Source organism: Acinetobacter sp. BIGb0102 (assembly GCF_003815055.1).
GTDB lineage: Bacteria > Pseudomonadota > Gammaproteobacteria > Pseudomonadales > Moraxellaceae > Acinetobacter > Acinetobacter vivianii.
In genome coordinates, this window is record NZ_RKQE01000005.1 from 1 (window position 1) to 23,680 (window position 23,680).

Genomic DNA, 23,680 nt, shown 5'->3' on the forward strand with positions numbered 1-23,680 from the left:
GATGATTCGTCATCATCAAGCTAGGTCGGCTATATTACTCTAAATTTCTTCAAAGTCAACAGGTAATTTCGATATTTTTAAAACTTATCAACCAATCCAAGAATCCAACCTATCTAGCCAAATCCTTGTTTATCAACAAGTTTTTATCTGCATAACCGCCGATGGATGTGCATTCTACAGCATTTCAGATCCGATGCAACCCTGTTTTTTATTATTTTCTTTTGCATGTTTCTTTTTTCTACAAAACTGATGTTTTCGTTGTTTTTATCATCTATTTACGTATAAAAAGCAGGCTCTAGGCCTGCTTTTTATTATTTTTATTTCGATTTAGTCGGTGAAAGTCACACGTGCAATCGCTTTTTTGCCTGATTGAATGATTAAAGTGACGTTTTCTTTTACAGAGTAGCTCATATCAACCACATTCCAGTCGACTTTAACCGCACCGCGGCCCACGGCGTCTTTTGCAGCAGCGGCATTCGGGTTTAAACCTGCAACGCGAAGAATAGTTGCAATAAACAACTCGCCACCAAACTCACCACGAGAAATCGTTACTTCAGGCGTATCTTCTGGCACTTCACCTTCAGTTACGCGGTTACCTGCACTCTTATGTGCATTTTCTGCTGCTTCTGCATCATGGAAACGCTCAACCAGCTCAAGTGCTAGAATACGTTTGATCTCTTGTGGATTGCGACCCGCAGCCATTTCATCAAGTAGTACCTTGATTTCATCGAGTGACTTAAAGCTGAGTAAATCAAAGTAGCGCTCAATCAGGCTATCTGGCATCGACAGAATTTTTTGGTACATCGCACCTGGTGTATCAAATACGCCAATATAGTTGCCTAAAGATTTAGACATCTTATTGACGCCATCTAAACCTTCAAGAATTGGCACAGTGATACACACTTGTGATTCTTGACCATAACGACCTTGTAAGGTACGACCCATCAACAAGTTAAAAGTCTGGTCTGTTCCGCCTAACTCGACGTCTGCTTCAAGCGCAATCGAGTCATAGCCTTGTACCAATGGATAGAGGAACTCATGAATCGCAATCGGCTGATGGTTGTTATAGCGCTTGGTGAAGTCATCACGTTCTAACATACGCGATACAGTTTGCTGGCTTGCCAACTGAATTAAATCAGCAGCAGTTTTTTGGCTAAACCATTCCGAGTTAAAACGAACTTTGGTTTTATTTGGATCTAGGATTTTAAAAACTTGTTCTTGGTAGGTTTTTGCATTGGCAATGACCTGCTCTTGTGACAACGGCGGACGCGTCGCGCTCTTACCTGTTGGGTCACCAATCATTGCAGTATAGTCACCAATCAGGAAAGTAACTTCATGTCCCAAATCCTGAAAGGTTTTTAATTTATTGATCAGAACAGTATGTCCCAAGTGTAAATCAGGAGCCGTAGGGTCAAAGCCTGCTTTTACACGGAGTGGACGATTTTCTTTGAGTTTTTTAAGTAAATCTTCTTCAGAGATAATCTCGTGCGTGCCTCGTTGAATGAGAGCAAGCTGTTCTTCGGCTGGCAAGAAATTTGACATCACAAAACCTAAACACATCAGTTATACAATTTGTGCGATATACTAACATTTTTTCAGCATCTTGCAGGATAAGTTGTATATGAGCGCAATCTATATTGGTGTAATGACAGGCACGAGCATGGATGGTGTTGATATTGTTGCAACTTCATTCGACCCTTTAACGCTACATGCCACGCTAACCGTGCCTTTTGAGCCAGCATTACGTGATGAGTTAATGGCGTTGACGCTGCCTGATGACAATGAAATTGACCGTATGGGTAAAGCCGATGTCGCTTTGGCACAAATGATTGGGCACGGCATCAACGAATTGATCGAGAAAAATAATTTAGACCGTACGCAAATTAAAGCCATTGGTTCACATGGGCAAACTATTCGCCATCGTCCTGAACATGGTTTTACCTTGCAAATTGGTGACCCGAATATCATCACTGAAATCACTCAACTGCCTGTGGTCTCAGATTTCCGTCGCCGCGATATGGCCGCAGGAGGGCAAGGTGCACCTTTAGTTCCTGCTTTCCATCAAGCCTTATTTCAGCATGACAGTATTCATCGTGTGATCCTGAATTTAGGTGGGATTGCCAATATCAGTATGCTGCCTGCAAACAATGCAGACGGCGTTTATGGCTTTGATACAGGCCCTGCCAATATCTTGATGGATGGCTGGTGTCATCGCCATACCGGTCATCCTTATGATGAAAATGGCGACTGGGCGGCCTATGGGAATCCGATTCGCTCATTGCTAGATCGTTTGCAAAGCCACGAGTTTTTTGCCAAAGAACCCCCTAAGAGTACGGGTCGTGAAGACTTTAATCTGGAATGGCTAGATGAACAGCTCAGTGACTGGCGTAATGATCTAGGCTATGACGAGCTAGAAGACACACCAGAAAATGTTCAGGCAACCTTAATGAAGCTGACCACGCGCGCCATTAAAAAAGCCATTTATCGCAGTAAAGAGTCGATGCCGACAGGTGAAATCTATGTCTGTGGCGGTGGTGCGTATAATTCGCATTTACTTGAACAATTACGCTGGCGCTTGCGTAAACATAACTGGTCTGTGCAAACCACAGATGCACTGGGTTTAGCACCAACGTGGGTAGAAGCAACAGCGTTTGCATGGCTCGCGATGCGATTCGTAGAACAGCTGAGTGGAAACTTGCCTGCGGTCACGGGTGCATCAGGTGATCGTATTTTAGGGACTATCACCGCGGTATAAGCAATAAAAAAAGCTTCTCAACTGGAGAAGCTTTTTTTATGACAAGAATCTATTAAATCGAGAAAGATGAACCACAGCCGCAGGTCGTGGTCGCATTCGGGTTTTGCACCACAAAACGTGAACCTTCCAGTCCTTCAAGATAGTCAACTACTGAACCAACCAAATATTGATAGCTCAGTGAGTCCACAAGCATTTTAACATCGCCATTCATGAATTCAGCATCATCTTCATTCACGCTTTCAGCAAAGTTAAAGCCGTAAGAGAAACCTGAACATCCGCCACCCGTTACATACACGCGTAACATAAGGTCGTTATTCCCTTCACTTTCGCGTAGTTGGCGAACTTTGTTGGCAGCATTATCTGACAATTCTAGAGCTTGGGCGTTCATGATGGATATTCCTCAGACTTCAATACGTCTTTAATAAATAAAAGACCCGATATTCAGTATAGCATACTCAATATCGGGTCTGTATTTGAAGTTTTAAAGTGCGTTTACAAGATTATTTATAGTTCTCGTCTTGTAAGCCACATTCAAAATTCTTGGCATCTTCACGGCAACGGAATTGCCATAATAATTTCATCATACGCTTGTCATAAATCCCTTTTGCAGTCAGGTTGATACGTGCTTCACGCATCAGTTTTTGATAGCCAGGCTTGTCCGCAGCAGGCACTTCCATCCAGTATTTTTGAGGAATATCTGCTTTCATTTTCCCTAGAATGCCAAAAGCACGTGGCAGTTGCGCCTTCACCCACTCACGAGATTTCTGACCAAACCCTGTCGGGAATTTATCAGGATGAATAATCAGGTTACCTGTCACTTGTAAGATTGGATAATTCACAATCGCACCTTTGGTTCCTAAGCCTTTATAGAGTTCCAACGGTTTAAATGCAGCCGCTGGCGCACCAATGATATCAACCTGTCCATTATTAAATTTGGCACCAAAATTGGTAATATCTGAGCTAACCGCTTGTGCGCCGACTTGTGAAGCCATGATTTTTTGGGCTTCATCATAATCCAATACGGCGATTTTCTTGCCTGCTGCTTTGGCAACAGTATTGATATTACGGTCATTTACCAATAAGTAGGCATCGCCGACAGGAATCACTCCAACCACTTCATATTTGCCATTCACCATTGCTTTGGCAAAGGTTGGACTTGCCAAGCCCTGCATCACTTTCACAGCGAGTTTAAGGTCTGTAATCGCTCCGATTGCATCCAATGAACCTGTAAACTGGTTAAACTGACGTCCCCGCATGCCTGTGATACTGACACCATCACACTTACCTGCTTTAAAGTCTTCAGCAATGACCGCCTCATTGGTGCCCACTTTAAGCTCAATATCTGCGCCCCAGTTTTTTGCAGCCAATTGATAGTCTTTCATTAAGGCATAGACATCACCGCTTTTCCCGACGATATCGAATACACAAATTGTTTGTTTCGCTTGAGTCCCGGCAGATACCGCAGCGATACCTGTTGCAAGTATTAATGTTTTAAACCACTGCATTTTATTCTTCCTTTGCATCTATGCTGATTGTTGTTGCACCACACCCAAAATTAAAAATCACGCTACACCCTGATTCAGGTTTTCAAATGAATCTATGTTTTTATTCAGTCATGTTTAATCGTCCTGATTAAAACATATTTTCAATTTCTCAAGATTCCATTTGGTTTTTATATCTTTCTATCATTACGATGTTTCAATCTAAACACAATGACTCAAATGACAGTGACAAAAAAACAAAAAGCCTAGAATAATCTAGGCTTTAAATACACTTTATGGCAATTAAGGATTATTCACCCGGTAATGCACATTCAAAGTTTGCTTTATCTACTGAACAACGTGCTTTCTTCAATACAGACATCATGCCCGCATCATAAATACCACGTTTGGTTAAGTCCATACGACCGTCACGTAACAGTTTTTGGTATTTTAAGTTGTCTTCAGCACTTAAGTTCATTTTGTATTTTGCTGGAATCTCTGACTCGTAACGCTTGATCATGGCAAATGCTTTTGGCAATTGTTTCACAAAGTAGTCACGAGATTTTTGACCAAAACCAGCAGGGAATTTTTCTGGACGAATCACAAGATCCGCAGTCACTTGTAGAACTGGGAAGTTAAACATTGCGCCATTTGAGCCCAAACCTTTGCTTAATTCTAATGGTTTGTAGGCATAAGCAGGTGCACCGACCATATCGACCTGACCATTGTTGAATTTCGCAGCAAAGTTAGAAATATCAGAAAGGACCGCTTGCGCGCCTACGCGTTGTACCATGATTTTTTGCGCATCGTCATAACCCAATACTGCGAATTTTTTACCCGCTGCTTTTTCAATTGAGTTAATGCTCTTGTCACGTACGAAAATGTAAGCAGCACCTAGCGGAGAGATACCCGCTACTTCGTATTTGTTACCACCTAAATTGGTTGTCATTTTTGCAGCATTACGTGCATCAAGAACATAGGTAATTGCACGTTGTGCAACTGCATTGCTTGGTGCGCCACCGAGCGAGTCAACAGAACCCGCAAATTTGTTATATGGACGAGCACGCATTGCTGTCATTGCTACAGCAGCACATTTACCCGCTTTAAAGTTATTATCCGCAACCTGTTCATCCGTGATCGCGAGAAGGTTTACATCTGCACCCCAGCCTTTCGCTGCGAGCGCCCAATCTTGCATCATTTTGTATGATTCGCCTGACTTTCCTAGTAAGTCAAATACACATACGTCAATTGCTGCTTGAGTAGAAGCAGATACACCTAGGATCGAAGTTGCTGCAAGAGCAAGTGCCATTTTTTTCATAGTTTTCATCCTTTCACAAACTTTATGTTTGTCTCCTTGTTCCAAGCAAATATTAATCATGTTTTTTGAAAAAAAATAGAGCTTCTACTCTATTTTTATGTCCATATTGTTTAGTTTTTGTCCTATTTTATCCATTTTGCTTATTTTCATAGACAAATTTATTATATCTGCTGATCATTATTTGTCTATTTATGTTTCTGAGTTGCTGCACTCCTTATTATTCACCACTCAAAGTACACTCAAAGTTAGTCCGCTCAACGGTACAGCGGGCACGTTTAAGTACATTCATCATACTCGCGTCATATACGCCTTGCTTGGTTAAATTCATACGCCCATCACGCAGCATTTTTTGATAACGGGTTTTATCTTCATTGGTCAACGTAATTTTTTTCGCATTCATGCCCGCCTCTAAACGTTGCACCATGGCAAAGTTACTCGGCAGTTTATTGACGAACCATTTTCGGGATTGAGGACCGAAGCCTGCCGGGAATTTTTCTGGGCGAATAATCAGGTCACCGGTAATATTGACCACTGGAAAATTAAACAGCGCGCCATTAACCAGTCCCTTACTGATTTCCAAAGGTTTATAGGCATAGGCAGGTGCAGCAATGACATCGACTTGTCCACTATTAAATTTTTTCACAAAGTCTGAAATATCTGAGGGTACAGCGACCAAGTCGATACTTTCAACAATCGCTTTTTGCGCCTGATCATAATGTAAATAAGCGAATTTCTTGCCTTTGGCTTTTTCAATGGTGTCGATCTTTTTATCACGCACAAAAATGTAGGCCAGACCAACCTGAATAATGCCAGCAACTTCGAATTTTTCCCCATCCATTGTCGCAGTCAAACGATGCTGATTACGTTTATCCAGCACATAACTAATCGCTTTCTGTGCAATAGCATTACTGGTGACTGCACCGACGGCATCAACAGAACCTGCAAATTTATTATATTTACGGGCCCGCATGGAGGTCATATAAACGCCATCACATTTGCCCGCATCAAAATCTTTTTCCGCTTTTTCTTCATCTTGATAAGGGATCAATTCAATGTCACCTTGCCAGGTTTTTGCAGCAAGCTTCCATTCTTCGACCAGCTTATAAGATTCCCCAGCCTTACCCAATAAATCAAATACGCAAATGTCCTGTTTTGCCTGTGCAGGCGTCGCCATGACAAATAGAGCCGTAGCACCCAATGCCCAAAGTCCTTTTTTCATCTTGTTTTCCCTTTCTACGCGATATTGCACAATTTTCCATCAGTGCCTGATCAATATAGTCAGCTTTCGGCTAAAAGCATAGTGCTTTTATATACATACGTCGGGTTTTCATCACTTTTAACACTATTGATCACAGTTTGACAATTTAAGCCAAATCCTTTCAAAGGGGCTATTAAACCCCTTCGTTCATCACAAGATGATAGATTCTAGTTATTCTCCGCCTAAGGTACATTCAAAATTAGTACGGTCGACTGTACAGCGTGCCCGTTTGAGTACGTTCATCATGGTGGCGTCGTAAATTCCACGTTTAGTCAGATCGATCCGTGCTTCACGCAAAATTTGCTGATAACGTGTTTTATCTTCCTGACTCAGATTGATTTTGTATTTGGCTGGTAATTCCGCTTCGATTCGCTGGATTAAAGCAAAATTGGTATTAAGGCGATTGAGAAACCACTGTCTTGAGTTTTGCCCAAAATTGGTCGTGAACTTTTCAGGCCGAATAATCAGATCCATGGTCATGTTAACCGCAGGAAAAGTAATGATTGCACCGTCATTACCCAAACCTTTATAGATTTCCAGCGGTTTATACGCATAGGCTGGCGCTGCCATAATATCGGCCTGCCCTTGATTAAATTTCTTGGCAATATCCGAAATATCAGAAAGTACAGCTTGTCCACCAAGACTTCTGACCACGATTTTTTGGGCTTCGTCATAGCCCAAGACTGCAAATTTCTTGCCCCTGATTTGTTCAATGGTGTTCATTCTTTTGTCTTTGACAAAGATATAGGCCAGACCAATTTGCGAAATACCCGCTACTTCATAGCTTTGATTTGCGACCCGACTGATTAAACGGCGCTGATTACGCTTATCCAAAGCAAAACTAATCGCTTTCTGTGCTATGGCATAGCTTGGCACAGCGCCAATCGCATCTACCGAGCCTGCAAACTTGTTATAGGCACGTGCACGCATTGAGGTCATATACACACCCTCGCAGCGACCTTGTTCAAAATCATGTTCAGCCATCGCCTCATTTTGATAGCTGACCAGATTGATTTCACCGTGCCATGCTCTCGCGGCTAAGGCCCATTCTTCCATGGCCTTGTACGCTTCGCCTGATTTCCCCATCAGATCAAAAACACAAATTTTAGTTGCAGCACTGGCCTGTGTATTGACAGCCAGTATCAGCATTGCCCCCAATGCCAGAATTCCCTTCTTCATTGCCCCGTCCTAGTTGATTCTTTTTCATGTGATGTGTTGTTTTTCCTAGATTTTAAATCATAATCTGATTTTCATCACAAAAATAGAGTATTTACTCTACTTTGTGATAAGCGGGTGAAATGGTGAAGTCTGGCCTAATCTTCAATATAAAATTTGCATTCATGGGTGATCACCTTAAAATGCAGCTATCTATTCGCTATTTTGCATGCTCATGATCCAATTTGACCAAGTTTCATTACGCCGTGGTGGGCGCGTCCTGTTCCAAAAAGCCTCAATGCAGCTTCATCCTGGCTGGAAAATTGGTCTGACTGGCGTCAATGGAGCAGGTAAATCAACTTTATTTGCAGCATTTTTAGGTGAATTGGGCGCAGATGAAGGCAATTTAAGTCGTCCCGCAGTGTGGACAGTGGCACATATGGCGCAAGAAATTAAAGCACTGGACATGCCTGCCATTGATTTTGTCCTCTCGGGAGATGAGGAATATTGGGATATTCAAAAAAAGCTCGCCCATCCTGATCAACTCAGCAATGATGAGTTAGCGCGTCTTCATGGCCGTTTTGATGAAATCCACGGCTATGCAGCCCCAGCCAAAGCGGCACAATTGATGGCTGGCTTAGGCTTTCTGGATCATCAAATCCGTTTAAACGTTGCCAGTTTCTCTGGTGGCTGGCGTATGCGCTTAAACTTGGCACGTACTTTGATGAGTCGTTCAGACTTGTTATTACTAGACGAACCGACCAACCACTTGGATTTAGATGCGATCTTGTGGTTAGAAGACTGGCTGAAAGCGTATGAAGGAACTCTGGTTCTGATTTCGCATGACCGTGATTTCCTTGATGCAATTACCGATCATATTCTGCATATCGAAAATCAGGAACTGACGCTATATACGGGCAACTATTCAACCTTTGAAACCACCCGTAGCGAACGTTTAGCGCAACAACAACAAGCGTTTGAGAAACAGCAAGAAACACGTGCCCACCTACAAAAGTTTATTGATCGCTTTAAGGCCAAAGCGACCAAAGCCCGTCAGGCACAGAGCCGTATCAAGCAACTTGAACGCATGCAACAGCTTGCTCCTGCGCATGTCGATACACCATTTACCTTTAGTTTCCGTGAACCCACCAAAATGAGTTCACCGTTGCTTAGTTTAGATGCTGCGACTATTGGTTACGGCGATAAAATGATTGCCGAAAAGATTCGCCTGCAAATCACCCCAAGTTCTCGTATTGGTTTACTGGGAATGAACGGTGCTGGTAAATCAACACTAATCAAAACTTTGGTCGGGGATTTGCCTCTACTCGCTGGTGAACGTAAAGCTTCAGAACTACTCAATATTGGTTATTTTGCCCAGCACCAAATGGACGCATTAGATGCCAATGCCAGCCCAATGCTACAATTGGCCCGTATTGCGGACAAAAAAATCAGTGAAGCTGCGTTACGCGCCTTTCTAGGTGGATTTGGCTTTAGCGGTGAACGTATGGACACCCCATGTGAAAGCTTCTCTGGTGGCGAACGCGCGCGTCTCGCATTGGCCTTAATTGTATGGCAGCGTCCAAACGTGCTGATTCTGGATGAACCGACCAACCATTTAGATCTGGATATGCGTCATGCCTTGACCATGGCACTACAAGATTTTGAAGGTGCTGTGGTACTGGTGTCGCATGAACGTCAGTTAATTGCCAGTGTCTGTGATGATCTACTGCTGGTGCATGCAGGTAAATGCACAGAGTTTGAAGGTGATCTGCAAGATTATGCCAAATGGTTACGTGAAGCACGTCAGCAACAGATCAATGCACAAAATGCTGGACAACAACAAAACGTGTCCACTCAAGCTCCAGCTGTGAAGATCGACAAAGAAGCTCAACGTAAAGAAGCCGCACGCCGCCGTGAAATGACACGCCCTATTCGTAAAAATATTGAAAAAATTGAAGCTCAAATCGAAAAGCTGCAACCTCGTCTGGCAGAAATCGAACAGGCGCTGGCAGATAGCGCGTTGTATGAAGCAAGCCGCAAAGATGACTTGATGAAGCTCATGAATGAACAAAATGAGCTAAAAGGGAAACTGGAACAATTTGAAGAGCAGCTTTTAGAGCTGATGATGGAGCTGGAAGAACTCGAAAGCTCATTTGCTGAATAACATGAGTGATCCATATCTGTAACAAAAACAGGTATGGATCTCATCTTTTAAGGCCACTTCTCTCAATATAAAAAACGATTTTTATTAAACGTAAAAATATTGATCAGATACCTAAAAACACTATGAATATCATGAAAAATGTCATGAATCTGTCGATAATTTAAGATAAGGTAAAACTGGAATTTTCGTAGAAAATTGAGCTTTGGGTTCAGGCTCGATATACTCAGCTCCCATTGTTGTAATGTTATAACTGACGAATGAATCCTGAGGGTTAAATTCATTTCACATTTTTTTGTACTTTAATTTGGTGAGTACTCTATTTTGGATCATACAAACTGAATGAATTCTTTAGATTTTATTTTTAATTTTGAACATATTCTGCCCGTTTTGGTTCAAGAATATGGTTTATGGATCTATTTTATCCTCTTCTTAATTATTTTTTCAGAAACAGCCTTTGTTTTCATGTTCTTCTTACCCGGTGATAGCTTATTGCTGACGGTAGGTGCATTGTGTTCTGTCGTTGAAATAATGCATCTTGGCTATATGATCAGTCTGCTGTTCTTTGCCGCTGCATTGGGTTATATGGTGAACTATCATATTGGCCGTCATTTTGGGGATCGTATTTTTAATGTGAAATCACGCTTCATCAAGCAGGAATATCTACAAAAAACCAATGTGTTTTTCCTAAAACATGGCGGAAAAACCATTTTATTGGCGCGTTTTATTCCTTTTGCACGATCTTTCGCACCGTTGGCAGCAGGTTCGAGCAATATGAATTACACGCATTTTGTTGTGTATAACATTCTAGGGGCTTTACTCTGGATCAGCGTATTGGTGACAGCAGGTTACCTGTTTGGCCATGCCTTAATTCAGGTCAGTGATTTTGTAGAAAGTTAATCCCCTTTCAGTACCATATTGTATGATCTAGCAGGAAAGTTCGTCTTTCCTGCTTTTTTTTAATCCATTTATTCTATGTCAGGTTTCACGTGGAACGTAAAAAACAATAGTAAATAATAATGAAAATAATTATCAATAAAAATAGAATCGGCTTGTAAAAATATAAATTATTCGGGGAAGCCATGATCCATTCAGCATGGAATAATCAGTTATGAGCCAAGCAATCACTTCAGCGAAGAAAACCAATTCACGCTGGTTCCGCATCAATTTATGGATTCACCGCTGGATCAGCTTAGTGATTGTCCTTCCCTTTACAATTTTATCAATCACGGGAATCATTCTGATCTTTCATGAAGAAATTGATCATGCACTTGGTGTGGAACCGACGGCGCTTCACTCCTCTTTACAACAACAGCGCCCACTGGCAGATTCATTAGCCACAGCACAAAATGCCTATCCTGATGAACACATTATCAGTACAGGCTACGATCCTGAGCATCATCCGGGTGTACTGCTGATCGGAATGGCAAAACCAGAACAGAGTTTTGAGCAAGCGCGTTGGCTATTTGCAGATATTGGTTCTGCAACGCTGATTCAGCAGCCAAGTGAACAGGATACTTTAACGGGTTTCTTACTGGAACTGCATGCCAACTGGTTTTTAGGTTTTATTGGACAATTGATAGGTGCGTTGATTGCCTTTCTAGTGTTCTTATCACTGATTTCAGGACTGGTGGTTTACGCCCCTTATGTGAAAAAATTCTTTTTTGGGATTATTCGAACAGGCAAAGGTCAGCGTTTATTACAACTCGATTTACATAACTTAATCGGTTCAGCGATACTCGGTTGGGCGTTGGTGGTGACCTTAACAGGCTTTTTACTCGGTTTTGGTACGGTTGCCATTGGTCTCTGGCAAATGACTGAACTGAAAGCTCTTCAAGACAAATATCATCATGTCAGCCCAATTAGCCCGACACTAAGCATCGATGATATCTATGCTGCTGCACAAAAAGGTGAAGTCGGCTGGCACCCTACCACTGTGTTCTATCCTAAAACTGAATATTCGACTCAAGGGCATTACATGGTATTGCTGCAAGGTGATGAAGGTCTAAACGAAAAAATGCTGAAGGTTGCCTTGGTCAATGCAGCGACAGGACAAGTCGATACTGTTGAAGAACTCCCTACCTATCTCAAAGCCATCTTGCTCTCTCAGCCTCTACATTTCGGTAATTACGGCGGTATGCCATTAAAGATTTTATGGAGCTTATGTACGCTTTTAAGTTTATTTATTACCCTGAATGGCGCTTGGCTATGGTGGGCAAAACGTCAGCAAAAAAGTTTAAAAGGAGCCAACAATGCAACTGTGGAATAAGTCAGGTTTCTTATGGCTAATGGCTTTATGCAGTATTTTAGGGATAATAGGCATGCTGCTGATGGAGGGTATTGCAGATATTATTTTTCTAATAATCACCCTGCTTCCAGTTTTAGTCGCAGGATGGAGAGCTTATCTTTTACAGCAACGCAAAAGATAAGCTCTTTTTACATGCTATTGATGCCTAAATTAATTAAGCATCAATATCTGCATTTAATGCATTTTCTTCAATGAAGGCACGACGTGGTTCGACATCATCACCCATTAAGCATGAGAACATACGATCTGCTTCGATCGCATCATCAATGGTCACCTGTAACATATTACGGTTTTCAGGATCCATCGTGGTTTCCCAAAGCTGCTCAGCGTTCATCTCACCCAGACCTTTATAGCGTTGGATCATCATACCGCGGCGCGAGTCTTGCAAAATGTGCTGCCACACTTGGTGGAAGCTGTTAACCTGAATACGGCGATCACCTTTTTGCAGATAAGCCCCATCTTCAAGCAAGCTGAACCAGCTTTTCGAGTTTTTCAGCAAACGTGCATATTCAGCAGAATTTAACAGACCAGCATCGAGTAAATACGAATGCGGTAAGTTATGCACATAGACCGTTACACGTGGCCAATAATGCGCTGATTTCTCACCTTGCGCATTTTCACGCTCAAACGCTTCCAAGCTAATTTCAGGACGCAAGCTTGGTTGTAACTTTTCAATTGCAACACGTAATTGCTCAGCCCATGATTCAACATAGTCACGTTCATGGTTATGATCGGCTTTGAATGCATCCAGCTCAAGTAAGCCATCCAGTAAACTTGCTGGATAACGTTGCGTTAAGCGCTGTAAACTCTTTTGTGATACCTGATAATCAGCAATCACACTTGCCAATGCAGAACCATTAATCGCAGGTGCTTCAGGGCTCACATGTAATGCAAGTTCATCAATCGCGTTTGAGATCAGGTAAGTTTCAAGTGCATCATTATCTTTGATGTACTGTTCTTGCTTGCCTTTCTTCAACTTATACAATGGTGGCTGTGCAATATAAATATATCCACGCTCAACCAATTCCGGCATTTGACGGAAGAAGAAGGTCAATAACAAAGTACGAATATGTGAACCATCCACGTCCGCATCGGTCATGATAATGATTTTGTGATAACGTAATTTGTCTGGGTTGTATTCTTCACGTCCGATACCACAGCCCAAAGCGGTAATTAAAGTTCCCACTTCCTGACTGGAAATCATCTTGTCAAAGCGCGCACGTTCAACGTTCAGGATCTTACCTTTCAACGGTAAAATAGCCTGCATCTTACGGTTACGACCTTGTTTCGCACTACCGCCCGCAGAGTCACCCTCGACCAGATAAAGTTCAGACAATGCTGGATCTTTTTCCTGACAGTCTGCCAATTTACCTGGTAAACCCGCGATGTCTAAAGCGCTCTTACGACGTGTCATTTCACGTGCTTTACGAGCAGCATCACGCGCACGTGCTGCATCAATAATCTTGCCAGCGATCGATTTCGCAGCTTGCGGATTTTCAAGCAAATAAGCCGAGAACTCTTTGTTCATCGCCTGCTCGACCGCAGGTTTCACTTCACTCGACACCAGTTTTTCTTTGGTTTGTGAAGAGAATTTTGGATCTGGTACTTTCACCGAAATGATGGCAGTCAAGCCTTCACGCGCATCATCACCAGTCACGGCAACTTTTTCTTTTTTCAGTAAGCTTTCATTTTCCATGTAGCTGTTCAAGCCACGGGTCAATGCCGCACGGAAACCTGCAAGGTGAGTACCGCCATCTTTTTGCGGAATATTGTTGGTAAAGCAACGAACATTCTCTTGATAGCTGTCATTCCACTGTAATGCCACTTCAACGCCAATGCCGTTGTCTGCATCTGTGGTGAAATGGAAAATATCGTTGAGATGGGTTTTACCTTCATTAATATATTTAACGAACTCGGATAAACCACCTTCATAATCGTAAACGTGCTCAAGATTAACGCGCTCATCACGCAATACGATACGTACACCCGCATTCAGGAATGAAAGTTCTCTTAAACGACGTGCCAAGATATCAACACTGAAAATGGTTTGGCTAAAGGTTAATTCACTTGGCCAGAAACGAACTGTTGTACCTGATTGGTCAGTTTCGCCCACAACTTTCAATGGATATTGAGGATCACCATGTGCATATTCCTGCTCATGGATTTTACCTGCACGTTGAATGGTCAAATGCAATTTCTTAGAAAGCGCATTTACAACCGAAACACCTACACCGTGTAAACCGCCCGATACTTTATAGCTGTTGTCATCGAACTTACCACCCGCATGCAGAATGGTCAGAATAACTTCTGCCGCAGACACCCCTTCTTCTGGGTGAATATCGGTTGGAATACCACGACCATTATCAGACACACTGACTGACTCATCTTCATGAATCGTCACTAAGATCTCGTCACAATGACCTGCTAAAGCTTCATCGATGGCATTATCCACCACCTCAAACACCATATGGTGCAAACCTGTACCGTCATCGGTGTCACCGATATACATGCCAGGACGTTTACGAACCGCGTCTAATCCACGTAATACTTTAATACTAGAGGAATCATAAGCCTTTTCATTTGTTTGTTCTGTTTGAGAGACTGATTGAGACTCTGAACTCATGGTTACTCCCTAGTAAATATCTAATCTATCCAAAGATGAGGAAATAAAATTATGGCGCAGCAAGACTGACTTGGCCTTGGACAACATGAAACAATTGAAAGGAAATCGACAAATCATGTAAGTGTTTTAATACCGACGTATGGTCTAAGGTCGTCATAAAAACCTGACTTCCTAACTGACTCAATCGCTCAATTAAACGTTGTTGTGCAGCTAAATCTAACTCTGCTGTCAGATCATCTAATAATACCACAGTTTCCTTGTTACTCGCATGCAGCATTGCAATTTGTGACAGTTTTAATGCCATGATTAACAACTTTTTTTGCCCACGCGATAACACGTCATCTGCGTTGCCATACGGGGTTTTCAAGCGCAAATCTGCACGATGTGGACCATACTCGGTATAACGCCGTTCCTGATCTCTTTGGTGCTGTTGAATCAGGTCTTGCAACAGACCTTGTTCAGTATGAAAACCAGCATGATATTCCAGTTCAATTTCAAGATTTGGCAAAAGCTGCTGCAAGTCTTCCTGAAAAAACTGGTTCCATTGCTCCACGATACCGACCCGTTGCGAGTGCAAAATTTCGCCATAATCGCTCAGCATTTTGTTCCACGGCTCTAAATCCGCCAGACTCAGGTTACGCCGTGTCTTTAACAAGCTATTACGCTGTTTTAATGCGCGAGAATAGTACTGCCAAGCAAAATAGAACTCAGGTTCCACGTGGAACATCAACCAGTCCAGCAATTGCCGTCTTGGTTTGGCGCCATGATCAATAATATCGGTACTTTGCGGATCAATATGCTGTAAGGGCAAAAGTTTTGCCAGTTGCCCTTGAGTGGCAATGGTATCGCCATTGACCTTAATCAGTTGCTCACCCGAAGCCAGCTTTTGCATACCAATCCGTTCACTCGCCGACTGTGCAAATACAATCGCATCATCCGCCTCGTACTGGATGTAATGTTTTGGAATATGGGTGCGAAATGAGCGACCTGTAGCCAATAAATGAATGGATTCCAGAATTGATGTCTTGCCAGAACCATTAGACCCGTAAAAAATATTAAACGGTTGCAACTCATTGAGTGCAACCGCCTTTAGATTACGTACACGTTCGATATTTAAACGCGTGATTTGCATGCTTAAAAACTCAAATCATCAATGCCAATTACACACGCATCGGCATAACAACGTAAGTCTGGTCTGGATGCGCTGGATCTTGAACAAGTACCGACTGGTTTGCTTCAGTCATGCTCATTCTCACATCATCACCATCCAGTACACTCAATACATCAAGGATATATTGCGCATTGAATGACATTTCTAGTGGTGCATCCTGATATTGAATTGCAATATCTTCAACCGCTTCATCTTGCTCTGGGTTATTAGCACGGAGTTGCAACGAATCCTGATTAAAATTCAGGAACACGCCACGTAATTTTTCATTACTTAAAATCGCGACACGTTGTAAAGACTGTTTAAATACATCATGCGCAATAAACACATGCTTATCACCACCTTTCGGAATAACACGGCGATAATCAGGGAATTTACCATCAATCAATTTGGTGGTGAAACGAACGGTAATATCACCCTGCTCTTTATCACGGCTTGGCGTATTAATCGTGACATTCAACAATTCACGACCAATTAACAAGGTAAGTTGCTCATCTTCAATGCTCAACAAACGCTGCAATTCACCCACTGCTTTACGAGGTACAATTGCCTGAATCGGTGCAGAAGCAGTTGATGACGCCAATACTTCGCATAATGCTAAACGGTGACCGTCTGTTGTTACGGTACGTAATTGATTTTGATCAATTTCCAGCAATGTACCTGTCAAATAGAAACGTACATCCTGTACCGCCATTGCAAAGGCAGTTTTTTCAAATAAACGTTTTAATTCGCGCTGAGTCACCTGAACTTGTGTGCCTTGGCTATTTTCAGTGGTGAGTAAAGGATAATCATCCGCTGGAAGCGTACCCAATACAAAGCGGCTGTTCCCCGATTTTAAAATACAACGCTGATCTTCTGTAATTTGTAAGTCAATCAAGGCTGCTGTAGGAAGAGATTTACAAATTTCGACTAATTTACGTGCAGGAACGGTGGTCTCCCCCGCTTCCAGACAAGCACCTTCAGCTAACGTTGTGCTTGCAACCAGTTCAACTTCTAAATCAGAACCTGTAATGGTTAAGGCCTGTTGAGTGGTTTGAATTTTAACATTTGAAAGAATATTCAAAGTATGACGACGCTCTACAGCCCCGACTACATGTGATAAAACATTGAGTAAACTTTCTTTAGCGATTTTCAAACGCACGATTTTATTCCTCTTACAACAGAAGCCGATATGAATGTTAGCAGTGTACTATGCTGCACTTAAAAGCAGTTTGCAACCATGAAAATTGAGTCAGCCGAGATTATGCTCAGGCCTAACTTTGTAATAAACGAAGTAAGTTTTTATAATCTTCATTAAAAATCGGATCTTCTTCACGCAAGCTGACCACCTTTTCGCAGGCATGCATCACGGTACTGTGATCTCGCCCACCAAAGGCCATTCCGATTTCGGGAAAACTATCTCCGGTTAATTCACGCGCCAATCCCATCGCCAATTGACGTGGTCTTGCATAAATACGGGTACGTTTTGGCCCAATCAGTTCTTTTAACGGAATTCGGAAGTATTCACTCACCACACGCTGGATATTTTCCACGCTAATGGTACGGGCACGGATCGCCAGAACGTCTTTTAATGACTCTCTCACCACATCCAGATCGATGGCTGTACCTTTAAATCGTGAAATTGCCACAACTTTGTTCAATGCACCTTCAAGCTCACGAACGTTTGCGACCACTTGTTGCGCAATAAACAAAGCACAGTTGCGAGGTAAATCTACACCACTATTTTCAGCTTTTTTCAGCAAAATTTCGATACGGGTTTCAATGTCTGGTGGCTCAACACCAACTGAAAGTCCCCAAGAGAATCGAGAAACCAGACGTGGATCTAGTTCGGTAAGTTCTTTTGGATAACGGTCTGAAGTTAAAATAATTTGCTTGGATTCATCTAGTAAAGCATTGAAAGTATAAAAGAATTCAACAAGACTTGCTTCTTTACCAGCAAGTAAATGAATATCATCGACCAAGAGTAAATCTAAAGAACGACAATTTTTCTTAAACTCTTCAACCTTACCTTTCTGTAATGAACTGACAAAGTCTTGCACAAAACTTTCCGAGGTCATGTACATCACACGCGCATTGGGTTTGGCTTGTAACAGCGCATTCCCTACCGCTTGCATCAAATGTGTTTTACCCAAACCTGTTGGGCCATACAAAAATAAAGGATTGTGCTGAGATGCGCCTAATTGGGTTAATACCTTACGACAAGTCTCAGCAGCCATCTGGTTAGAACGGCCTTCAACAAACAAAGAGAATGTAAATAATGGATTGAGTTGTCTTTTCTTCGGTATTTTAGTGACATTTTGACTGGGTTGAACCAAATCAGATTCTTTTTTGGCTTTAACAGGCACGGCGGTCACTGTCGGTGCATTACTTAAAGCTGCAGTTGTGGTTGCTGGTTGTTCATTAGAAGACAAAATTGTACCTGGACGAGAGTCGACCAAAATCTCAACCTGACGTACACGACCTTCAGACAGTTGTTCAGCAAGAATTGAAATCAATTCTAAATGGTTATCTTGAATATAACGTGTCCAATAAGGGTTCGGTGCGTATAAACGCATCACACCATCAACCTCTTCGGCAACTAAAGGACGAATCCACATCGCAAAGACGTTATCAGATAGCTCTTGTCGCAAGCGAGTTAAGCAGTCTGTCCAGAGCATGTGCATCCCCTATATATCCATTTTTAAATTCAAAAAATAAAAATCACCAGCCCCATCTTTCGAAGGGGTCGCCATTCTAACCAAGTTATCCACATCTGTCAGGCCAATTTATGGGACTTTTGCTGAAAAAGAAAGCAGTCGTTTATAAATTTAAATTCAAAACCACTTGTGTATAACTTTTTGCACAAGCTGTGGATAATTTTAACCCTCAAGTTATCCACAATCTATAAAATTGATAAAAACATGGTTATCCACAAAGTAACTATTTGTTTATTTATAGGAAAACATCACTTTCCACAGAATAAATCCACCCTAATAAGAATAAATTTAAATTTTAAAATTTGAATTTACTTATAGGGTTCGACCAAATTGTGGATAAACGAGCATATCGAAATTTAAATTCAAAATCCAAGAATTAAATTTAAATTAGAAATAGAATTGTTGATAACTGTGGTATTAAGCTGTGAATATAGCTGAATGTTGATATAATATAAAGAGATAGCTTGTGTATATTTTTTGTTTTCAATAAAAGTACTTCTCTACGCGTAGGCGTATTGCTTCAAAACAGAACAAACAAAATGTAAAGTTTTTGATTTTTCATTGACAGCGTAAACATTGCACAATAAAATCGCGGACCTTTATAGAAAGATCATTTTGGAGTTTCGAAATGAAACGTACTTTCCAACCATCTGAATTAAAGCGTAAACGCGTTCATGGTTTCCGCGCTCGTATGGCTACTAAAGCAGGTCGTCAAGTTTTAGCTCGTCGTCGTGCAAAAGGTCGTCATAGCTTAACTGTTTAATACTGTTAAGCTGACCAGACTTGGGTGATGACACTTTACAGTTTCAGTACTGAATCTCGTATTCGTTGTGCTGCTGATTATAAAAGTGTATTTGATGGTGCGCTTTTTAAAGTGCATCAGCCCCATTTCCTTTTTTTAGCAAAATTAACCGAACAGCCTCACAGCCGTTTGGGTATTGTCGTTGCTAAAAAAAAGGTACGTCGTGCTCATGAACGAAATCGAATAAAACGTCTTGCTCGGGAGAGCTTCCGTTTACATCAAGCGCAATTTAATGCTGATATCGATATTGTGGTGATGCCTAAAATAGGTATAGAAGCAATCTCAAATGAAGAATTACATCAACAATTAGATTTTGCTTGGCAAAAATTACAACGCTTAGCAAAGAAGCATTCCAAAGTCGTTGTGACATCCCTCCAAAATTAGAGATCTCCAATGGTACGTTTACTTCATTGGTTGATAAGATGTTACCAAATTGCAATTAGTCCATTATTGGGTCCTCGTTGTCGCTATATTCCCACTTGCTCGCAATATGCAATTGAAGCTTTACAAACGCATGGGGCGGTCAAAGGTGTATGGTTATCGACTAAGCGAATTTGCCGTTGTCATCCTTGGGGTGGTTCAGGCTATGATCCAGTCCCCCGCAAAGCACTTCGTTTTATTTCGTTTCATCAAATAGATTCTCAAATGCATCACGTTGCTGTACCCTTTCGTGATCGTTTATTCAAGCAAAATCTCTCTAATCATTTGGGATAATAGATATGCAACAATGGGCCAGATTTGCAATTCTTGGAGCCATGTTTGTTACCGCATATTTGCTTATTTTGGCTTGGCAAAAAGACTATGGTCATGCTGCACCAGCACCGCAACAACAAGCGGCGGTTGTCACTGCACATGATGTATCTGCAGATTTGCCAAATGCTCAAAATGCAACAGCGGCTTCAGACTTGCCACAAGCAAATGTGACTGCATCACAAACCACAGAAACACCATCTGTGAGTCAGCAACTGATTTCAGTACAAACTGATCTTTATCATCTTTGGATCAATCCTAAAGGTGGTGATATCGTTCGTATTGAATTGTTAAGCCATGATGAAAGCAAAGACAGCGATAAGCCGTTTGTCATGCTGGAAAGTGATGCGAAACGTACTTACGTCGCTCAATCTGGTTTAATTGGTTTAAATGGACCAGATAGCAGCCGTAGCGGACGTCCAATGTATGATGTTGAAAAAACAGCATATACGTTGGCAGATGCGAAGAGCGTTGCAGCAAAAGATGGTAAGACACATCAAGTGTTGACTGTGCCATTGGTATTTAAAACACCTGAAGGTGTGGAAGTGATCAAGTCGTTCACCTTCACGCAAGGTGATTACCCAATTACAGTGAAACATCAGGTTGTTAACCGCAGTCAGCAAAACTGGCAAGGCCAAATGTTTGGTCAGTTAAAGCGTGACAATTCTGATGATCCAGGTAAATCTTCTCAAGGTATCTTTACCCTTGGAACTTATCTGGGTGGCGCATGGGGTACGCCAGACGCGCATTATAACAAGTTGAAATTCAGCAATTTTAATGATGAAAAATTGAATGTTGAAGCCAAAGGCGGCTGGGTTGCCATGGTTCAGCATTATTTCGTCAGTGCCTGGATTCCTGGGAATTTAAAACTTACCCAAGCTGATGGTCAACCGTATGTAGCTAAACTGGAATCGCGCCAGTCTGCTGATCACATGAATATCATGGGCTTCACTTCTCCAGTGATCAATGTACCTGCTGGTACCTCAATGGAAGTGGATGCACAACTTTATTCTGGTCCAAAAATTCAGTCTGAACTCAAAGACTTAGCTGCTGGTTTAAACCAAACTGTAGATTATGGTTGGTTATGGCCAATTGCGAAATTATTGTTCTTGGGCTTACAGTTCTTCCATAACATCATTGGTAACTGGGGTTGGTCAATTATCTTATTGACGATCTTGGTAAAATTGATTTTATGGCCACTTTCTTCAAAAAGTTATCGCTCAATGGCGAAAATGCGTGTGATTGCACCAGAAATGCAACGCATGAAAGAAGAATTTGGTGAAGACCGTATGCGTTTCTCTCAAGAAATGATGGCGTTATACAAGCGTGAACAAGTCAATCCATTGTCTGGTTGCTTGCCGTTATTGTTACAAATGCCGATTTTCTTGGCCTTGTACTGGGTATTGATGGAATCGGTTGAGCTTCGTCATGCGCCATGGTTAGGCTGGATTCAAGACTTATCAGCAATGGATCCATGGTTTATCTTGCCGTTGATCATGGGTGTGACCATGTTCGTTCAGCAAATGTTGAATCCACAACCTACTGATCCTATGCAGGCAAAAGTTTTCCGTATCATGCCAATCATGTTTACGGTATTCATGTTGTTCTTCCCTGCTGGTTTGGTGCTTTACTGGATCGTCAACAACAGTATTACCATTTTGCAACAATGGTTTATTAACAAAGGTGTCGAAAAAGACCGTCTCAACAAGGTTGAGTCGAGTTCTTAAGTTCGAACTTTTACTGAATAAATCCGCTTAAGATGGTAATCTTAAGCGGATTTTTCTTTGTCTGTATTTAGGGTTCCTGTTTCATAACCCTCGTGTTTTTTAGGTGAATTTAAGATGCAACATCAAACCACAATTGCTGCGATTGCTACCCCATTAGGTCGTGGTGGTGTGGGCGTGATTCGACTTTCTGGCCCTAAAGCTTATGCCATTGCTGAACAGTTGACCCAGAAAAGTCTTCCTGCTGCCCGCATGGCAGGCTTCCGTCAGTTCTATGACGCGGATGGTTCCGTGATGGATGAAGGCATTGTGCTGTGTTTTCCAAATCCTCATTCGTTTACCGGTGAGGATGTGGTGGAATTACAGGGGCATGGTGGTCCAGTCATTCAGAATGCGTTATTAGCCCGTTTACTTGATCTGGGTGCAACAGCTGCAAAGGCGGGTGAGTTTTCCATGCGTGCCTTTGAAAATGGCAAGATGGATCTGGTGCAAGCCGAAGCGATCGCCGATTTGATTGATGCCACCTCACAGGCCGCAGCACGTTCAGCGGTTCGTTCATTACAAGGTGCCTTTTCAACCAAAATTAATACCGTTTTAGAAAAGCTGATTCACTTGCGTTTGCATGTTGAAGCGGCAATTGATTTTCCAGAAGAAGAAATTGATTTCCTTGCCGATGGCAAGATTTTAGCTTTGCTGGATGACGTACAGGATTCGGTTAAGGCCGTACAGCAATCTGCACGCCAAGGACAACTGTTACGTGAAGGTTTGCAGGTGGTGATCGCGGGTAAGCCTAATGCGGGCAAATCGAGCCTGTTGAACGCGCTGGCGGGCCATGAACGGGCTATTGTGACTGATATTGCGGGAACGACCCGCGATGTATTGCATGAAAAGATCAGTTTGAATGGTTTGCCGATTACCTTAACCGATACTGCTGGTTTACGTGAAACAGGCGATATCGTTGAGCAGGAAGGGATTCGTCGTGCGATTAAAGAAATTGAACAGGCCGATTTATTACTGCTGGTCTACGATTTAAATCAAGGCGATGAACCGTTGCAGCTGGCGCGCGAATATTTTGCCGATCATCTTGAACCGAAACGTTTACTGCTGATTGGCAATAAATGCGATTTAACGGGGCAGGATGCGACTTTAAGTGATTATCAGGGCTTCCGTCATATTAGTGTATCTGCCAAACAGGATATGGGCGTTCAGGCGCTCATAGATGCGATTACAGCCCATGCAGGCTTCCAGCCTGAGGAAGACACCTTTATTGCCAGAACACGTCATTTAGACGCAATGAAGCGCACTCAGCGCTATCTTGCAGAGGCACGTGAGCAACTTGTTGTGTTTAACGCAGGTGAACTGGTGGCAGAATCATTGCGTCTGGCACAAAATGCATTGGGTGAAATCACAGGTGATTTTAGTGCTGATGATCTTCTCGGCAAGATTTTTGGTTCGTTCTGTATTGGTAAATAATCAATTAA

Annotated in this window: 20 protein-coding genes; 10 read left to right on the top strand and 10 right to left on the bottom strand. The window is 42.1% G+C overall.

The window, feature by feature from the left end:
- Nucleotides 1–327: 327 nt before the first annotated feature.
- Entirely contained in the window at nucleotides 328–1,560 is a 1,233-nt protein-coding gene (tyrS, locus tag EC846_RS02270) for a tyrosine--tRNA ligase (RefSeq protein WP_009506246.1), read from the bottom strand.
- 61 nt (nucleotides 1,561–1,621) lie between these two features.
- Between tyrS and EC846_RS02275 the strand changes: the two genes are divergently transcribed.
- Nucleotides 1,622–2,755 carry an anhydro-N-acetylmuramic acid kinase gene (locus EC846_RS02275; RefSeq protein ID WP_123774003.1) on the top strand — a complete coding sequence of 378 codons (1,134 nt, stop codon included), beginning with the start codon at nucleotides 1,622–1,624 and terminating at the stop codon, nucleotides 2,753–2,755.
- Nucleotides 2,756–2,807: 52 nt separating this feature from the next.
- On the opposite strand, the gene erpA is transcribed toward EC846_RS02275, so the two are convergent.
- The 5 genes from erpA to EC846_RS02300 form a co-directional block, all read right to left on the bottom strand.
- Nucleotides 2,808–3,143 carry an iron-sulfur cluster insertion protein ErpA gene (gene erpA / locus EC846_RS02280; RefSeq protein WP_004776517.1) on the bottom strand — a complete coding sequence of 112 codons (336 nt, stop codon included), beginning with the start codon at nucleotides 3,141–3,143 and terminating at the stop codon, nucleotides 2,808–2,810.
- Between the two features lie 112 nt (nucleotides 3,144–3,255).
- Nucleotides 3,256–4,260, bottom strand: coding sequence for a putative solute-binding protein (locus EC846_RS02285; RefSeq protein WP_004776516.1), 1,005 nt, complete (start codon nucleotides 4,258–4,260; stop codon nucleotides 3,256–3,258).
- A 286-nt stretch (nucleotides 4,261–4,546) separates the two neighbouring features.
- Nucleotides 4,547–5,554, bottom strand: a complete 1,008-nt coding sequence (locus EC846_RS02290) for a putative solute-binding protein (RefSeq protein WP_123774004.1) — start codon at nucleotides 5,552–5,554, stop codon at nucleotides 4,547–4,549.
- A gap of 217 nt (nucleotides 5,555–5,771) precedes the next feature.
- The gene (locus EC846_RS02295) at nucleotides 5,772–6,773 is read right to left on the bottom strand and encodes a putative solute-binding protein (protein WP_005260331.1); all 1,002 of its coding nucleotides are present in this window, start codon (nucleotides 6,771–6,773) and stop codon (nucleotides 5,772–5,774) included.
- 210 nt (nucleotides 6,774–6,983) lie between these two features.
- Nucleotides 6,984–7,991, bottom strand: a complete 1,008-nt coding sequence (locus EC846_RS02300) for a putative solute-binding protein (protein WP_047432969.1) — start codon at nucleotides 7,989–7,991, stop codon at nucleotides 6,984–6,986.
- A 211-nt stretch (nucleotides 7,992–8,202) separates the two neighbouring features.
- On the opposite strand from EC846_RS02300, the gene EC846_RS02305 reads away from it, so the two are divergent.
- The 4 genes from EC846_RS02305 to EC846_RS18255 all read left to right on the top strand — a co-directional run bounded on the left by EC846_RS02305 (nucleotide 8,203) and on the right by EC846_RS18255 (nucleotide 12,557).
- On the top strand, nucleotides 8,203–10,131 hold the full coding sequence (locus tag EC846_RS02305; RefSeq protein ID WP_123774006.1) for an ATP-binding cassette domain-containing protein: 1,929 nt from the start codon (nucleotides 8,203–8,205) through the stop codon (nucleotides 10,129–10,131).
- Nucleotides 10,132–10,470: 339 nt separating this feature from the next.
- Entirely contained in the window at nucleotides 10,471–11,028 is a 558-nt protein-coding gene (locus tag EC846_RS02310; protein ID WP_123774008.1) for a VTT domain-containing protein, read from the top strand.
- A gap of 211 nt (nucleotides 11,029–11,239) precedes the next feature.
- The gene (locus EC846_RS02315; protein ID WP_123774010.1) at nucleotides 11,240–12,397 is read left to right on the top strand and encodes a PepSY-associated TM helix domain-containing protein; all 1,158 of its coding nucleotides are present in this window, start codon (nucleotides 11,240–11,242) and stop codon (nucleotides 12,395–12,397) included.
- On the top strand, nucleotides 12,381–12,557 hold the full coding sequence (locus EC846_RS18255; RefSeq protein ID WP_171409968.1) for a hypothetical protein: 177 nt from the start codon (nucleotides 12,381–12,383) through the stop codon (nucleotides 12,555–12,557). Before EC846_RS02315 ends, EC846_RS18255 begins: the two co-directional genes overlap by 17 nt.
- 33 nt (nucleotides 12,558–12,590) lie before the next feature.
- On the opposite strand, the gene gyrB is transcribed toward EC846_RS18255, so the two are convergent.
- The 4 genes from gyrB to dnaA all read right to left on the bottom strand — a co-directional run bounded on the left by gyrB (nucleotide 12,591) and on the right by dnaA (nucleotide 18,884).
- Entirely contained in the window at nucleotides 12,591–15,059 is a 2,469-nt protein-coding gene (gene gyrB, locus EC846_RS02320) for a DNA topoisomerase (ATP-hydrolyzing) subunit B (RefSeq protein ID WP_047432959.1), read from the bottom strand.
- Between the two features lie 49 nt (nucleotides 15,060–15,108).
- Nucleotides 15,109–16,191, bottom strand: coding sequence for a DNA replication/repair protein RecF (gene recF, locus EC846_RS02325; protein WP_005260342.1), 1,083 nt, complete (start codon nucleotides 16,189–16,191; stop codon nucleotides 15,109–15,111).
- Between the two features lie 28 nt (nucleotides 16,192–16,219).
- Entirely contained in the window at nucleotides 16,220–17,368 is a 1,149-nt protein-coding gene (gene dnaN / locus EC846_RS02330; protein WP_004776497.1) for a DNA polymerase III subunit beta, read from the bottom strand.
- A gap of 112 nt (nucleotides 17,369–17,480) precedes the next feature.
- Nucleotides 17,481–18,884, bottom strand: a complete 1,404-nt coding sequence (gene dnaA / locus EC846_RS02335) for a chromosomal replication initiator protein DnaA (RefSeq protein WP_123774012.1) — start codon at nucleotides 18,882–18,884, stop codon at nucleotides 17,481–17,483.
- A gap of 667 nt (nucleotides 18,885–19,551) precedes the next feature.
- Here dnaA and rpmH point away from each other — a divergent pair.
- The 5 genes from rpmH (at nucleotide 19,552) to mnmE (ending at nucleotide 23,672) form a co-directional block, all read left to right on the top strand.
- A complete protein-coding gene (gene rpmH, locus EC846_RS02340; RefSeq protein ID WP_000831329.1) occupies nucleotides 19,552–19,686 on the top strand; it encodes a 50S ribosomal protein L34 in 135 nt (44 codons plus the stop codon).
- Between the two features lie 27 nt (nucleotides 19,687–19,713).
- Entirely contained in the window at nucleotides 19,714–20,109 is a 396-nt protein-coding gene (rnpA, locus tag EC846_RS02345; protein ID WP_123774014.1) for a ribonuclease P protein component, read from the top strand.
- 9 nt (nucleotides 20,110–20,118) lie between these two features.
- A complete protein-coding gene (gene yidD / locus EC846_RS02350) occupies nucleotides 20,119–20,439 on the top strand; it encodes a membrane protein insertion efficiency factor YidD (RefSeq protein WP_004660550.1) in 321 nt (106 codons plus the stop codon).
- Nucleotides 20,440–20,444: 5 nt separating this feature from the next.
- Nucleotides 20,445–22,202: a membrane protein insertase YidC gene (gene yidC / locus EC846_RS02355; RefSeq protein ID WP_004776493.1), complete on the top strand. Its 1,758-nt coding sequence runs from the start codon at nucleotides 20,445–20,447 to the stop codon at nucleotides 22,200–22,202.
- Nucleotides 22,203–22,316: 114 nt separating this feature from the next.
- On the top strand, nucleotides 22,317–23,672 hold the full coding sequence (mnmE, locus tag EC846_RS02360; RefSeq protein ID WP_062847049.1) for a tRNA uridine-5-carboxymethylaminomethyl(34) synthesis GTPase MnmE: 1,356 nt from the start codon (nucleotides 22,317–22,319) through the stop codon (nucleotides 23,670–23,672).
- The last annotated feature ends 8 nt before the right edge of the window (nucleotides 23,673–23,680 follow it).